Source organism: Syntrophomonas wolfei subsp. methylbutyratica (genome assembly GCF_001570625.1).
In the GTDB taxonomy this organism is placed as follows: domain Bacteria; phylum Bacillota; class Syntrophomonadia; order Syntrophomonadales; family Syntrophomonadaceae; genus Syntrophomonas; species Syntrophomonas methylbutyratica.
The window spans coordinates 1-15,423 of sequence record NZ_BBQT01000011.1 but is presented as its reverse complement, the minus strand read 5'-3'; the positions used below and the strand labels follow the sequence as shown (position 1 = coordinate 15,423).

The window sequence follows — 15,423 nt, the reverse complement described above, 5'->3', positions numbered from 1 at the left end:
ACCAGGAGACTCAAGATCGTGTTACCCTGGCTCTTTAATGTTATATTCAAACGGGTTTTCCATCTCTCACCGGAACCAGGCCAAGGGTTGATTTAAGTATTCTGGGAATCAGCATTATGTGGGGTGCGAAACTTAAGGTTTCAGAGAAACATCCCGTTTACGGTTCAAAGCGTCTTAAGCGCAGGGAATTGCTTACCACTGATACGGAGCTGAAGGCCATGGCTGCCCCTGCTATGACCGGAGATAAAAAGCCCAGAGCCGCAAAAGGTATACCGATGCTGTTATAGAAAAAGGCCCAGAATAGATTCTGCTTGATTATACGCATGGTCTGCCGGGATAATTTAATGGCCGCGGAAATCCCGCTGAGGTCACCGCTCATTAAAACAATGCCGGCCGTTTCCATAGCCACATCAGTCCCGCTGCCAATGGCTATGCCGATATCGGCAGTGGCCAGAGCCGGGGCATCGTTAATCCCATCGCCCACCATAGCTGCTATTTTACCACTTTGCCTTATTTTCTCGATTTCCTCAGCCTTCCTCTCCGGCAATACTTCGGCCAGCACTGTTTCGATTCCCACCTGCCGGGCGATAGCCTGTGCCGTATGCTGGTTGTCTCCGCTGATCATATATGCTTCAAGGCCCATATCCTTAAGTTCCTGAATAGCCAAAAGTGCGTTTTCTTTAATCGTATCGGCCACTGCCAGCAATCCGGCCAGCTTGCCGTCTATAGCCAGGTACATTGCGGTTTTGCCTGCTTCCTCCAGCTGCCTGGCCTGCTGTTCGGCCTCGGTAGTATCGATAGCCCGGCTGTGCATAAAACTGCGGTTGCCTATGGCTAAAGCCAGGTTGGTGCTTTTTCCCGTCACACCTTGACCGGGATAGTTTTTAAAATCCTCGGGATCAGGCAAATCCCCGTATTGTTCACGGGCCGAAGCATAAATAGCTTCGCCCAGGGGGTGCTCGGAATGTTTTTCGAGGATTCCCGCCCAGTGCAGTATTTCACTTTCTACATAGCCATCCAGGCTTATAATATCGGTAAGAGCAGGCTTTCCCCGGGTTATGGTGCCGGTTTTGTCCAGGACTACTACATCCACTTTATGCAGCAATTCCAGGAATTCACCGCCTTTGATTAATAGGCCGTTTTCCGCGCCTTTTCCCGTTCCCACCATTATAGCAGTGGGGGTGGCCAGCCCCAGGGCACAGGGACAGGCTATTACCAGAACTGCCACTGCTGTGGTAACAGCAATACTGATATTAGCGTTGTACCAGTATTGCAGAATAAATGTAAGCAGGGCTATTCCTATAACCGCAGGAACAAAAATGCCGGAAACCTGATCGGCTATCTTCTGCACCGGGGCTTTGGAACCCTGAGCTTCCTCCACAATCCGTATAATCTGAGCCAGGGTGGTGTCCTGGCCGGTGCGGGTAACTACAAATTTCAGGCTGCCGTTCTTATTGATACTGGCACCCACCACCGGATCACCCGGCCTTTTCTCCACCGGCAGGCTTTCCCCGGTCAGCATGGATTCGTCAACTGCTGAATGGCCTTCCTCCACGATTCCGTCTACAGGAATCCGCTCTCCGGGACGAATAACCACCAGATCGCCGGTTCTAACCTCTTCTATGGGGAGATCCATTTCTTCTCCCTGCCGTACTACCCGGGCGGAACGAGGCTGCAAGCTGCCCAGAACCCGGATGGCCTCGGAAGTTTTATTTTTGGCCCGCTCCTCCAGGTATTTGCCTAATAGTATCAGGGTTATAATAGTTGCCGAAGCCTCAAAATATATATTATGCATCTCGCCCTGGTAAATATTGTACAAACTATAAAAATAGGCTGCGGTAGTGCCCAAGACCACCAGCACATCCATATTACTGCCTCCGGAGCGCAGGGCCAAAAATGCGCTCCGGTAAAAACGGTAGCCGATAATAAATTGAACCGGTGTGGCCAGAGCCAGTTGCCAGTAGGGATTATGCAAAAGAGTTACCTGAATATCGAAGATCATCAACAGCATGTTAAGTATTAGAGGAAAGGCCAGAACAGCAGAAGCTACCAGCAATAATTTCAGATTTTTGATTTCCGTATTTTTGTCCGGGCTATCGAGCGGATGCTCCCTCTGCTCTATCCAGTGGGTCGGATATCCTAGCTTATCGACCACTTTTTCAACTTCATCAATGCTAATTAACTGGGGGTCATATTTTACCTTAGCCAGGTTGGTAAGGAGGTTAACACTGGCATTTACCACTCCCGGGGTGCTGTTCAGCTTTTTATCAATACGCGCCGAGCAGGCGGCGCAGGACATGCCCTCAATAGCCAAAGTGGCGTTGATATAATTGCCGTCCTCCTCGGGCAGCACTTCATAACCAATCTGACGTATGGCTTCTTCCAGGTCGGATAGCTTGATTATCCCCGGATCATAAAAGGTTGTGGCCTTATTGCTGAGCAGGTTAACCTGGGCCTTTTTCACTCCCGGCAGGTTGTTCAATTTCTTCTCTACCCGTGCCGAGCAGGCGGCACAGGACATGCCGCCTATTCTAATGGTGCTTTTTATCTCCTCCATGGCCAATATCTCCTTTAAAGCTGAATGGTGCCAGGCACTTATGTTATTAATGCCAGGCAAACTCACTTTTCATCATTGTTTTTGTAACCCGGAGCCCAGGGAATCAATACAGGTAACATGCGAGGATATCCTCATGCAATGCCCCGCGCAAGCAGCAAGGTTAACTTTCCCATTACAATGCCGGTCTATTTAAGCAATTCGAAGCCGGCCTCAGCCACAGCTTTTTCAAAATCTTTAAGAGTTAGCTTTCCCGTTTCATAAGCAACTCTAACTGTTTTTGCGGCCAAATCAACATCCGCCTTCTTTACTCCGAAAAGGCTTTGCAATGACTTTTCCACCGCCATTTTGCAATGATTGCAGCTCATTCCTTCTACATTTAGAATGACCTCTTCCATAAATCTCACCTCCTCCCGGATGTTTTACCGAATTCCTCACCTCGTTGCAGCGGTGTGTTGAAACTGCTCCGCAGTTTCTTCTGATGCTTAAATTATTGCCAATGCCGGCTCACTAAAATCACCGCATCATTCTAAAAATAGTTGCCAGAACCTCATCGATAACCTGCTCATCGCCTGATGCCAGTTGCTCCTTGACGCATGATTTCATATGCTTCTGCAAAAGCAGCCGGGCAACCCCATAAAGAGCCGACTGGGCTGAAGTGATTTGATTCAACACGTCGTCACAGTAAACACCTTCTTCAATCATTCGCTTGATTCCCCGTACCTGCCCTTCGATGCGATTAAGACGAACCGTGAGCTCTTTAACGGCATTCTCGTCACTCCAGGAGCGGTTTTTATTGTTGGTTTTTATGCAATTAGCACAGCTATTCTTGCTTTCATTTTCCATATCATAACCTCCATCCATTAATAATATAGTATACCCCCCTATACTATGCAAGTAAATATTGCAAAATTTTAGTGGAAAGACGGCTATTATATTTTGATACCGGCATAATCCGGGGTTTCCGAACTAAAACCATAGTATCTTCAGATTTGATTCCAAGAGTTGATTCTAGTACCAGGCATTGATTGCCAATATAACTTTCCTAATTGTGCAGTTTTGATCATAAGGAATTTTTGTTATTCGGCAGGAACGTTTAAACTTTTATAGAATTAAACAAATATCAACATCAACAAACAAGAATAAATATAAACATAGAACAAATAGGATGGTAAACGAACTATGTAAAACTAAAAATAACTATAGTAATTTTGCTGCCAAAATCTTGCTTGTTGATAGAGGAGAGTTTTATCTATATCAAAAAAATAATAATATTTTTGAGCCTTTTATCCTATAGCCTGAAGCCTTCGATAATTGGCCGAAAGGAGCTTTTCCTTTTGATTGCTCCCCGGGGGATAGCTGCAAACGGCTGTACCTCCCGTATTTGGAAAGAAGATATGGTATATCCTGCTAAAGGGTTAGCAATTATTTGCTACTATCATTAAGGTATTGAACGATATATTGAGATTAGGTTCTTACCTTAATATACATAGCGAAAAAACCAGCATCAACTTTCGATGCTGGTTTTAACTTCCATCATTTTAAACAGTAATATGCGAATTTGATTTGGGATGGGCCATAAAAAGATATACGTTATTGGAAGGGTACTAGCGGTGAAGACAGTTATCAAAGAAAGAATTGCAGAAGTAAAAACAAAAAGAGATGCTGGCTGGAAAATCCTTATTTTATTATCTACGCTCATACTCATTTTCATCCTTTCCTTTGCTCTGGGGCGATATCCGGTACCCCCGGGACAGTTATTGGAGGTATTGGCCTCGCGGGTATTTCCTATAGAGGCTCACTGGAATGCTACTGTGGAGACGGTAATATTTCAAGTGCGCTTGCCTCGTATTTTTGCTGCCATATTGGTGGGTGCGGCCTTATCTACTGCCGGAGCGGCTTACCAGGGAATGTTTAAAAACCCCCTGGTTTCACCGGATATACTGGGAGCTTCAGCCGGTGCCGGTTTCGGGGCTGCTCTGGCCATATATTTCTCGTTTAGTATGCTGGGAATTCAAATGATGGCATTTGTGGGTGGCTTACTGGCAGTTGGTTTAACCTACGGGATTAGCCTGCGGATTCGGCATGACCCTATGTTGGCTTTGGTACTATCGGGTATTATGATTGGTTCATTGTTCAGTGCCGCTATTTCCTGTATTAAATATATTGCCGACCCTTACGACAAGCTTCCGGCTATAACCTTTTGGCTTATGGGAAGTTTGGCTTCAATTACCACACGGGATGTATATATGGCATTAACTCCAATACTGTTCGGCTGTATTTTGCTTTATCTTTTGCGCTGGCGCCTCAATGTTCTGGCTATGGGGGAGGAAGAGGCTCGGGTATTGGGCATTAATACCGGTGTAATGAAAACCATAGTTATTGTCTGCTGTACTTTGATGACAGCAGCATCAGTATCCATCAGCGGCATGATAGGTTGGGTAGGTCTGGTAATACCGCATTTGGCGCGAATGATTGTCGGCCCCAACTACCGGGTATTGCTGCCGGCATCTATTTTGCTGGGTGGTGGCTATTTATTGCTGGTTGATGACCTGGCCCGCCTGCTGGCCAGCATGGAGATCCCGCTGGGGATATTGACGGCACTTATAGGGGTACCGTTCTTTCTATATCTGCTATTGAACAGTAAATGGGGATGGAAATAAGTTTTGGGGGTATGGGAATGGAAATGGAATTTAGGAACCTGAGTTGTGGATATGGGCAAAGGAGAGTGGTTGATGGCATTTCTCTCAAACTTAAGGTGGGGGAAGTAGTTGGCCTTTTAGGGGCCAATGGTTGCGGTAAAACTACTCTAATAAAAACCATACTGGGTCTTTTACCAGTTCAAGGAGGGGAGGTATTATTAGACGGGAAAAATATCAGGAATTGGACTTCTGCCCAGATTGCCAGGGTAATTGGCTATATTCCACAGATGCATACCCCGCCCTTTCCTTTTGAGGTGTTGGATGTGGTTTTGATGGGACGGACAGCCCATATCAAGCCCTTTTCTTCACCCTCTCCCCAGGATGTAAAAATCGCTGAACAGGCTTTGGATATGTTGAATATCTCCTACCTGCGTGACCGGGTTTACACGGAGATAAGCGGCGGGGAGAGGCAGTTGGTTCTGATTGCCCGGGCTCTGGCGCAGGAGCCCAGGATACTCATTATGGATGAGCCCACTGCCAGCCTGGATTTTGGTAATCAAATCAAGGTCTTGAGCCATGTTAAGCAACTGGCGGGAATGAATATAGCAGTTTTAATGTCCTGCCATTTTCCTGAGCATGCTTTCATCTATTCCAACCGGGCGGTGCTATTGAATGAAGGAAAAATCCTGCATAGTGGAACCCCGGGTGAAACCATAACTGCGGAGAGATTAAAAACACTATACGGGGTAGATGTGGATATAGTAAGTGTTAAAAATCGCATGAACCAGGAATTGCGGGTTTGTATCCCCTCCAGGAACTTCGCGTTACAACCCATGCAATCAATGGATAGGAGAAAAGAATATGCTTTCGCTTGAAGCAGCCAATGAACTTATCTGGAAAAAATTTAGAGAACTACCGTTGGAGTATGTTAACTTTTGCGATGGAATCACTTTTAGAAAGGTAGAAGCAAATGAATGTGATCGTTAAGCGGCAGGAATCTATTTTGGAGGAGGTGTTGGAGCAGTTAAAAGTATTATTGGGGGAATCGATAAACGAATTGACCATTGAACGGGTGGTTATTGGCGTCTTTTTTACCGGAGTAAAACTGAGCAACGGCCAGGGAGGAATTTGCGCTACCCCGGTTAAGGTGATGCCCGATGCCGTTTGTTGTTCCAGTTCTACCGGACGCATGCCCCGCGCTGGCATGCTAAAAGGTCGTCGAGCTTTGGAAATAGCAGAGGAAGCCATTCGAGAAGGAGATACAGCACTTAAAAAAGCCCTGGCTATAGCCATTTTAAGTGCCCTATCTGCTACTTCCTGGGTTAATAACCCACCTCAGGATTATGTAATCAAACGAAACACGGACCCTTTGGATATGGTTTTTTCCCAAGATAAAAATGTCGCTGTAGTCGGGGCCCTGGGTCCCCTGCTGAAAAAGTTAAAAACCGGGAAGGTTCCCTACCGTGTTCTGGAGATGGATATCTCTACCTTGAAACCCGAAGAAATACCTTATTTCTGCCCCCCGGAAAAGGCAGCGGAGGTATTGCCCTGGGCGGATATAATTGTCAGCACCGGAACCACTTTGATTAACGATAGTCTTGAAGAACTCCTTATCACTGCCCGCCCGGATGCTCAATTCATAGTGGTGGGGCCATCAGCCAGTATATTGCCCGGGCCTTTGTTTGCCCGGGGCGTTAGTTCTATAGGAGCTGTTCTGGTAACTGACGCCGACCAACTCCTGGACATTTTGGGTGAAGCCGGGGCTGGTTATCACTTTTACAGCCGTTGTGCGGATAAGATAACCCTGTATCCCCGAAAAGACAATTAAAGTTCATCCATATTATGGACTGGATTTCCCACACAAAATCCAAAGTATATTTTTATTGAGGACATTATGATGAAGGCATTCGCATTTGACTGAGCCAGGTTTTTAAATAAAGCCTTTGTAGTAAAACCTTGAACAAGTTTTTAGCCAAATAAGAGGAGTGGAGGTGAAACAAAGAATTCCGAGTATTATCAAATGCTGGAGCGGGAGTTAATCACATTGTCAGGGGAACGGAGATTAACTATGCTTCGGCATGAAATCAGTTGTTGCCAACAATCAGTTTTCTAAAAGCAAGTGAAAGGGAGGAATAAATTTGAAAAGAACAAGAAATATCGTGGTATTACTGACCATATTAGCACTGGTACTTAGCTGTTGTCTGGTTGGTTGCAGCAAAGAGAAGGCGCCGGAAACAACCCCGCCAACCGAGCCCACTGTACGTACTATTGTTGATGATGCACAACGGGAGCACACCATACCAACTGAAATAAAGAAGGTCTTCTCTACCAGCCCGGTAGGAACCATTCTATTGTATACCCTGGATCCGGAATTATTGATTGGCTGGAACTATGAACTGCGCGAAGGTGAGAAAGAATATATATTGCCTGAATTGCACAACTTGCCTAATTTAGGGGGTTGGTATGCCAAGGCTACCTGCAATACCGAAGAACTGTTAAAAATTCATCCCGATATTATTATATCCGTAGGTGTAATAGACGACATGGCGATTTCCCAGGCCAACGAGATACAGGAGCAGATCGGTATTCCAGTTATCCTTATTAATGGCGAGCTGGCGAATTTCGATAAGACTTACGAGTTTGCCGGTAAGTTGTTGAATAGGGAGGAAAAAGCCCAGGTACTGGCAGCTTACTGCCAGAAAGCAATAAGTGATGCTCAAAACAAATCAAAAACCATAGCCCCGGAAGAACGCTTGAAAGTGTACTATGCTGAAGGTGCCGCCGGGCTGGAAACTGACCCCAGGATGTCACGGCATACGGAAGTTCTGGAAAAGGTAGGGGGAGTAAATGTGGCTGAGGTGGCCATGAAAGGCGGCATGGGCATGACCCCGGTTTCATTGGAACAGGTTCTTTCCTGGAACCCTGATGTGATTATCAGCTGGAACAGGACTCAAGGTGGTTATTTTGACAAAATAATGACTGATCCCAAATGGGAGGGCATTGCTGCGGTTCAGAACAAAAAAGTCTATGCGGTACCCAGTGGTCCTTTTAATTGGTTTGACCGTCCTCCTTCGGCCAATCGCATACTGGGCATTAAATGGCTGGGCAACCTGCTTTACCCCGATATATATAAATATGATATGGCAAAAGAAACAAAAGAATTTTATAAAAAATTCTACCATTATGACCTGACGAATGAAGAGTTGACTTCCCTGCTTAAGGATGCAGGAGGCAAGTAAGTACTACAGGGTTATATCCGGAGAGTTTTACAATTAAGCTTTGAACGAGGAGATATAAAAGTGTATCTGAAATTTCTACAACATGAAGTTGATTGGTGGATTATCATGAGGAGGACTGTTTAAGTGAAGTGTATGATTTGCGAGAGGTTTTGTAAGATCCCTGAGGGTAAGAGTGGAGCTTGCGGCCTTTATCTCAATCAGGGAAATGAAATAGTAGAACGTTACCCCAACCGCTACCTGATAACCACCCCGATTTCTATTGAGACTATGCCTATGTTGCATTATTACCCAGGCAGCAAGTTTTTGCAGGTCAGTACCGCCGGCTGTAATTTCAGCTGTTCCGGGTGTATCTCCACAGTAATAGTAAAAGAGTTGGAAGCAGGCAGCCAGGCCCTGCGCTGCCTGCAGCCGGATGAAGTGGTTGCTTTGGCCCGAAAACAGGAATGCCTGGGGATTGCATTTCTGATAAATGATCCCCTGGCTTCCTTTTTTACCTTTAGCCGCCTGGCCCGGACGGCTAAAGAGGCTGGTCTGCTGGTCGGCTGCTCCTCCAACAGTTATTTTAGTGAACAGTCTTTATCCAGTATCATTCCTTATCTGGATTTTATCAATATTGGCAGTAAAGGTCTCAGCGATGAGAGTTACCGGCGTTGCGGCGGAAGCAGCGCCGCACCGGTTTTACGCAACCTGAATACCCTTCATGATAACGGGGTTCATGTGGAAGTGTCCTGTATACTGGAGCGCGACAACCAGGAGGAACTGCTGCAGTTGGCCCGAATAATTGCCGGCATTTCAACAGATATTCCCCTGCAGTTGATGCGCTTTATCCCCTTCGAGGACGCCGACCCCGAGCGGGAGATTTCTATTCAGGAAGCGGAGGAATTCATGCCGGAAGTAAAGCAGCAACTTCCCCATGTTTACCTCTTTAATTCACCTGGCACCCGTTACCTGGATACTCCCTGTCCTCAGTGTAATTCTACCCTGTATCGCCGCGATTTTTATGGTCCTATGGGAGCCAAATTGAAAAATCTAAAAGAAATTCACGAAGCTGCCGGAGTATGCCCTCATTGTGGACAGCTTTCGCCTATAAGCAACGGTGCTCCTGCTGACCCATACCAGGAAGGAGGTTTTCAGGGCGGCTACCCTTTCACCCGCGCCCTGGAGATGATTCAAGCTATTCTCATTGCCCTGGGGGTTGAGAATAAACAGGAGGTGGTAAAGGTCTGGGAAGAGGTGCTTAAGGAACAGCACTTGCCGGAACTGCATCACCAGATGCAAAATCCACAATCCTACCTGGTACTCTTGCGTCGTTATGGGCAGATGGTTGGACGCAGCCTGCAGGCAGAAGCCCTGGCTGGCTATATAGAAGAAAAAATAGCCCTTATCGAAGCGGGGTATCCCCGTATAAAACGGCTGCCACGCGTTTATTATTGTATGGGTAAGCCATTGTTTTGTATAAAAGGAGAACGTTTTGAAAACCAGATGGTGGAATTAGCCGGAGGGTACAGCGTCAATAAGGAAATTGATATCGATGGACGCCCCGGGGAAACCCTTACTCCGGCTGAGCTTATGGCGCTTAATCCTGAGGTAGTTTTTATTTCCGCCTTCATATCTGCGCCGGTGAAGAGCTTTTTCCAGTCCTGTGCAGAGAATGCCATCGATATACCTGCGGTTCGGGATAGCAGAGTTTTCTTGCATCCTTCTCCTGGCTGGGATTTTGGTAATCCCCGTTGGATATTGGGACTTATGAATATGGCCAATCTCCTGCACCCGGAGATTTACCATTTCGATATAGAGGAGGAAAGCCGGCGCTTCTACCAAGAATTTTACCGGAGCGACTATAATCCCGCCGTCATTAATCGCTCTTTTAGCAAGCCAACAATGCACTGGAGCTGGAAATAATTATCCGGGATATTTGCCAACCGGCGTTTTTAAAAGAGCTTGATTTCTATAGTAAGCGAGTCAGGGGAGAATCCCCTGAATCATGAAGAGGGGGAATAAAGTTGAAAAGAAACCGAAGTTTTATAGCCTTACTGACTATACTGGCTCTACTGCTGTCCTGTTGTCTGGCTGGCTGCGGTAATGAGAAGCCGAGTGAGACAACCGCATCAAAGGAGTCTGGAATACGTACAGTAGTTGATATGGCGGGGCGGGAAGTTGAGATACCTGCCAAGATAGAAAAAGCCTTTCCAACCAGCCCGGTAGGTGTAGTTTTTATTTATACCCTGGAGCCGGAATTGCTTATTGGGTGGAATAATGAACTGCGTCAGGGCGAAAGTAAATATTTACCCTTAAAATATCAGAACCTGCCTCATTTAGGTGGATGGTATGCAAAGACAACCTGCAATACTGAAGAATTATTGAAAATTCATCCGGATATTATCCTTGCCGTAGGTAATACTGACCAGATGGCAATTTCTCAGGCAGATTCAATCCAACAGCAATTAGATATACCGGTGGTTATTTTAAGCAGTGATCTGAATAAATTGGATAAGTCTTACGAATTGGCCGGGGATATTTTGAATCTGAAGGAGCAGGCCAATAAATTAGGGGCTTACTGCTGCGAGAGCGTTAAGGATGTTCAAAGCAAGGCTCAAAGCATTACGGAAGAGCAGCGTCTGAAGGTATATTATGCTGAAGGACCTGCCGGGTTACAAACGGAACCAAAGGGCTCTGCCCATACTCGGGTTCTTGATATGGTGGGAGGAGTAAATGTGGCTGATGTTGCTATGAAAGGTGGCAAGGGTTTAACCCCGGTTTCGTTGGAACAGCTTCTTTCCTGGAATCCCGATGTGATTCTGAGCTGGAATATGGGTCAGGGTGGTTATTATGAAAAGATGTTGAGTGATTCCAAATGGGAAAGCATCTCGGCGGTAAAAAACGGGAAAGTTTATGCTGTACCGAGTGGTCCCTTCAACTGGTTTGAAAGACCTCCATCAGTGAACCAGGTGTTGGGTTTAAAATGGCTGGGTAATTTACTTTACCCCGATGTATATAAATATGATATGGCTGAAGAAACCCGGGAATTTTATAAAACATTCTACCATTATAATCTGACTGATGAAGACTTGACTTCTCTGCTGAAGGATTCAGGTGGCAAGTAATGAGCTGAGAGAATTCTTTGCACAGGAGACGTTCAGGAAATTAATATTAATATATATTTAAGTGAGGGGAAAATGAAAGTGGAAATCAACGCTCTTGAATTTGACCGAATGGCCAGAGAAGTATTTGCGCCGGTTTATCCGGTGCTGGCTGAACAGATTATAAACCGGATGGGAATAAGCGAGGGCTGCTGTTTGGATATTGGCTGTGGGGGCGGGTACCTGGGACTGGCTCTGGCCCGGATTTCGGAATTGGAAACAATATTGTTTGATGAATCCCAGGATATGCTGAACCTGGCTCAGGATTATATTGGCCAAAGCAGACTGGAAAGCAGGGTTAAAACATTACTGGGGGATGTACATGAGATCCCCCTGGCGAACGAAAGTGTCAACCTGGTAGTGAGCCGGGGCTCTATGTTTTTTTGGGAAAACCGGGTCCGGGCTTACCAGGAGATTTATCGGGTACTGGCCGTGGGTGGAGCTGCTATGATTGGCGGTGGTTTTGGTAATGTGGAGTTATTGCGGGAAATAGAAGCAAAAATGCTGGAAAAGGATTCGGAATGGAAGGAAAAGAGGCAGCAACGTATCGGTAAAGGAAAGGTTGAGGTCTACCGGGAGGAACTAAAGAAGGCCGGTATTTCTTCTTTTGAAATACTACAGAGTGAGGCTGGCCTGTGGATTGTCACAAGGAAGACTGCTTAGTATTTTATGGGGACGGTTGGGCGCCAAGAAGGCGGGGGTTCTAATTCCCCGTCTCGATGCCGCGATGTGTTGAAACTCTTTGACTGTCCGATGCTTAAACAAGTGCCACTAACTCACGTTTCGGCGGTGGACGTAGCCCCCACCCTGCGGGTGTTACTATTAAGGTTGCGGTCAGGGGGGATTAAGAAGCAAATAGGTTTAGATGCCGAAGGACGAAGTTGTCAACAACCCCGTCCCCGTGTCATGGAGAGGAGGAATAAAGTTGAGAAGAAGTCGAAGCTATATAATCTTTCTGAGCATACTGGCTTTGCTGCTGTCTTCTTGTTTGGCCGGCTGCAACAAAGAAAAACCGCAGGAAACAGCCGCACCTGCAGAGCCCGGTATGCGTACAATTGTGGATATGGCGGGCAGGGAAGTTAGTGTACCCGAACAAATCAACAAGGTGTTTTCCACCAACCCGCCGGGGACTATCTTGCTTTATACCATGGATCCCGACTTATTAATTGCCTGGAACTACTACCTGGGAGAGGCGGAGAAAAAGTTTATCCTTCCCCAGTACCATGAACTGCCCAACCTGGGTGGTTGGATGGCCAAGACCACCTGCAATACCGAGGAATTGTTGAAAATAGGGCCGGATTTGATTCTCTATATGGGTGATATTAATGATATGAGCAAATCTCAAGCCGACAATATTCAAAAACAGGTCAACATCCCAGTTGTTATGGTAAATGGCGACCTTACTAAAATGGATGAAACTTACGGTTTTACCGGCAAGCTTCTAAATATGGAAAAACAGGCTGAATTACTGGGCAGCTATTGCCGGGAAACTGTAAAGCAGGTGCAAACTAAAAGCAAAAATATTGCCGAGGATAAGCGGGTGCGAGTATATTATGCCGAGGGTGCCAGCGGTTTGGAGACTGATCCTTGTGGCTCCCGCCATACCGAGGTTTTGGATATGGTGGGCGGTGTTAATGTGGCTGATGTGATTGCCAAAGGTGAGCGCGGCATGACCCAGGTTTCCCATGAACAAGTATTGTTATGGAACCCCGACTTGATTATTTGTTGGGGACAGTGTTTTAAAGAAATATTTAGTGATACCAAGTGGCAGAATATAAAGGCCGCCCAGGATAAAAAAGTCTATATGGTGCCCAGTGGTCCCTTTAACTGGTTTGATCGTCCGCCTTCGGTAAACCGTATACTGGGTCTGAAATGGCTGGGGAATTTGCTTTATCCCGAGGTATATGCTTACGATATAGCTAAAGAAACCCGGGAGTTTTACCAGAAGTTTTACCATTATGATCTTACGGATGAGGATATAACTTTTCTGCTAAAGGACTCCGGGGGCAAGTAGCAATCGTTGCAGCAGTGTGTTGAAACTGCTCCGCAGTTTCTTCCGATGCTTGAATTATTGAGGAGGTAAACAAAAAAATGCTGAAATCATCAGAGGGTAAGTCTTCCTACAACGCTTTGCTGCCCATTTATCCCCTGCTGGCCCAGCAATGTGTGGATGATTATGCTTTGGACAGCGGTATTTGCCTGGATATTGGAACTGGTAATGGTTATGTGGGTACCGAAATCGCCAAGATTACCCGTATGGACATTTATTATATTGATATCGAGGCAGAGGCCCTGAGCTTTGCCCGGCGTAGCGTGGCCGAGGCTGATATCGATAATGAGGTGTTTTTCATAGAAGCTGATATTTGCCAGGGGCTTACCCTGGCCGATAACTTTGCTGATTTTATCATCAGCCGGGGCTCACTCTGGTTCTGGAAGGATAGGGCCCGGGGATTGGCGGAAGTCTACCGGCTCCTAAAAGTAGGCGGAATCGCCCTGGTTGGCGGGGGACTGGGCCGTTATGTCCCCTGGACGATGAGGAAACGCTTAAGCGGGGAACGCAAGAACACACTGGAGAGAAAAGGAGGAAAAAGACTTTCCCTGGAGGAAATGGAGGCCCTGGCCATAGAAGCAGGAATCTCCAGCTTTAGAGTTATGTCAGATGCCCCTGGAGATAAGGGAAGTTGGATTGAAATACATAAACATCTATAAAAGAAAGCAGGAACTCAAGCAAGCCAGGGGCCATATGGATTAGAACAGCTAAAGGAGAGGTTTGCATTGGAGAAGGTTATATTACATTGTCCCATGAATATTAGCCGGGCGTTTTCCGGGCTGATAAGTGAATTCATCCAAAGGGAATATTCCGGCAACGAATTTGAAGTATATGATGAACCGCACCGCCTGGGCAGTGAAGACAGCTTATTATCCAGTGTCAGGGAAGGCGGGCCGCCGGCTTTATATATTGGGCATGCCACCGATTTTGGCCGTTTATCCGCGCCGGAGATCACTGCCGCTTTTGAAACAATTCCTGGTTTACCCCTGGCTGAAAGCCTGCAAAGGTTAGGGTTCAAACACGAACATGCCTATTTTCATCCATTTACTATTATTCCCTTTGGGGTTATTTATAACAAAGAGCTGGTGGGAGAAAAGCGGCCGGTTAGCTGGCAGGATTTTCAGGACCCGGTCTATTCCGGTAAGATTAGAATACCTGATCGCCAAAGAACTATTTCCCGGGTGTTGGTAGGTACCATGAAGACACTTTATCCTGATGGCTACGAGAAATTTGTGGCTAATTGTGTTTTTCAGGGCAGCCCGATTGAGGTAGTTAATGCCGTCGACCAGGGCGAATACCACTATGGAATGGTCAATATTGCCTTTTCCAGGTTCTCGCGTTTAAACAATACCGCTATTATGTGGATTAAGGAAGGTTCCTTCTGCATGCCGCTGGTTATTGCTGTCGGTAAAGGCAAAGGCGAGCTGGTAAGGAAAATAGTAGATTATATTTTATCCCCGGCAGTACAGGAGTTTTTTACTCTGCAGGGATTCATCCCGGCAATATCCGGTGAAATACCGGACGTGCTGCAAAAAGATGAGCTCCATTTAATATGGAAAGGTTGGGATGAATTTTTAAAAGCGACCGCTTAATTTATAACTAAGCCCATCATATCGGTACTTTAGTAAGAAAAGTAAGGGGTAAGGGGTTAGGGTGTCAAAAGGACCGTCTGAAACCACTGAAAAAGTCCGGGAAAAGTCCGATAAAAACATAAAAAGCATACCCGCCTATAGTATAATTAAGTTAGCACAACCAAACAACACCAGAGGGGGAATGCTTTTCATGTTAGTTGAAACCA

13 protein-coding genes and 1 riboswitch are annotated in these 15,423 nt (G+C 46.2%); of the genes, 10 read left to right on the top strand and 3 right to left on the bottom strand.

Annotated features, from left to right (window positions below; genetic code table 11):
• Positions 1–157 precede the first annotated feature (157 nt).
• The 3 genes from AWB54_RS09115 to AWB54_RS09105 form a co-directional block, all read right to left on the bottom strand.
• Positions 158–2,557, bottom strand: a complete 2,400-nt coding sequence (locus AWB54_RS09115) for a heavy metal translocating P-type ATPase (protein WP_061214302.1) — start codon at positions 2,555–2,557, stop codon at positions 158–160.
• Positions 2,558–2,742: 185 nt separating this feature from the next.
• Positions 2,743–2,952: a heavy-metal-associated domain-containing protein gene (locus AWB54_RS09110; protein WP_061214301.1), complete on the bottom strand. Its 210-nt coding sequence runs from the start codon at positions 2,950–2,952 to the stop codon at positions 2,743–2,745.
• Positions 2,953–3,070: 118 nt separating this feature from the next.
• Entirely contained in the window at positions 3,071–3,400 is a 330-nt protein-coding gene (locus tag AWB54_RS09105; protein WP_061214360.1) for a metal-sensitive transcriptional regulator, read from the bottom strand.
• Between the two features lie 417 nt (positions 3,401–3,817).
• Positions 3,818–3,965: riboswitch (molybdenum cofactor riboswitch) on the top strand.
• Positions 3,966–4,167: 202 nt separating this feature from the next.
• Between AWB54_RS09105 and AWB54_RS09100 the strand changes: the two genes are divergently transcribed.
• The 10 genes from AWB54_RS09100 (at position 4,168) to AWB54_RS09055 (ending at position 15,217) form a co-directional block, all read left to right on the top strand.
• On the top strand, positions 4,168–5,217 hold the full coding sequence (locus tag AWB54_RS09100) for a FecCD family ABC transporter permease (RefSeq protein WP_061214300.1): 1,050 nt from the start codon (positions 4,168–4,170) through the stop codon (positions 5,215–5,217).
• 17 nt (positions 5,218–5,234) lie between these two features.
• Positions 5,235–6,071: an ABC transporter ATP-binding protein gene (locus AWB54_RS09095; protein WP_061214359.1), complete on the top strand. Its 837-nt coding sequence runs from the start codon at positions 5,235–5,237 to the stop codon at positions 6,069–6,071.
• A gap of 95 nt (positions 6,072–6,166) precedes the next feature.
• The gene (locus AWB54_RS09090; RefSeq protein ID WP_061214299.1) at positions 6,167–7,024 is read left to right on the top strand and encodes a DUF364 domain-containing protein; all 858 of its coding nucleotides are present in this window, start codon (positions 6,167–6,169) and stop codon (positions 7,022–7,024) included.
• A 310-nt stretch (positions 7,025–7,334) separates the two neighbouring features.
• Positions 7,335–8,435 (top strand): ABC transporter substrate-binding protein, encoded by a 1,101-nt coding sequence (locus tag AWB54_RS09085; RefSeq protein WP_061214298.1) that lies wholly within the window; start codon positions 7,335–7,337, stop codon positions 8,433–8,435.
• A gap of 132 nt (positions 8,436–8,567) precedes the next feature.
• Positions 8,568–10,337, top strand: coding sequence for a radical SAM protein (locus AWB54_RS09080; protein ID WP_235811147.1), 1,770 nt, complete (start codon positions 8,568–8,570; stop codon positions 10,335–10,337).
• A gap of 101 nt (positions 10,338–10,438) precedes the next feature.
• Positions 10,439–11,539: an ABC transporter substrate-binding protein gene (locus AWB54_RS09075; protein ID WP_061214296.1), complete on the top strand. Its 1,101-nt coding sequence runs from the start codon at positions 10,439–10,441 to the stop codon at positions 11,537–11,539.
• A gap of 72 nt (positions 11,540–11,611) precedes the next feature.
• Positions 11,612–12,238: a class I SAM-dependent methyltransferase gene (locus tag AWB54_RS09070; RefSeq protein WP_061214295.1), complete on the top strand. Its 627-nt coding sequence runs from the start codon at positions 11,612–11,614 to the stop codon at positions 12,236–12,238.
• Positions 12,239–12,500: 262 nt separating this feature from the next.
• Positions 12,501–13,589 (top strand): ABC transporter substrate-binding protein, encoded by a 1,089-nt coding sequence (locus AWB54_RS09065; protein ID WP_061214294.1) that lies wholly within the window; start codon positions 12,501–12,503, stop codon positions 13,587–13,589.
• 77 nt (positions 13,590–13,666) lie between these two features.
• A complete protein-coding gene (locus tag AWB54_RS09060) occupies positions 13,667–14,284 on the top strand; it encodes a class I SAM-dependent methyltransferase (protein ID WP_061214293.1) in 618 nt (205 codons plus the stop codon).
• 66 nt (positions 14,285–14,350) lie between these two features.
• Positions 14,351–15,217, top strand: coding sequence for an ABC transporter substrate-binding protein (locus AWB54_RS09055; RefSeq protein ID WP_061214292.1), 867 nt, complete (start codon positions 14,351–14,353; stop codon positions 15,215–15,217).
• The last annotated feature ends 206 nt before the right edge of the window (positions 15,218–15,423 follow it).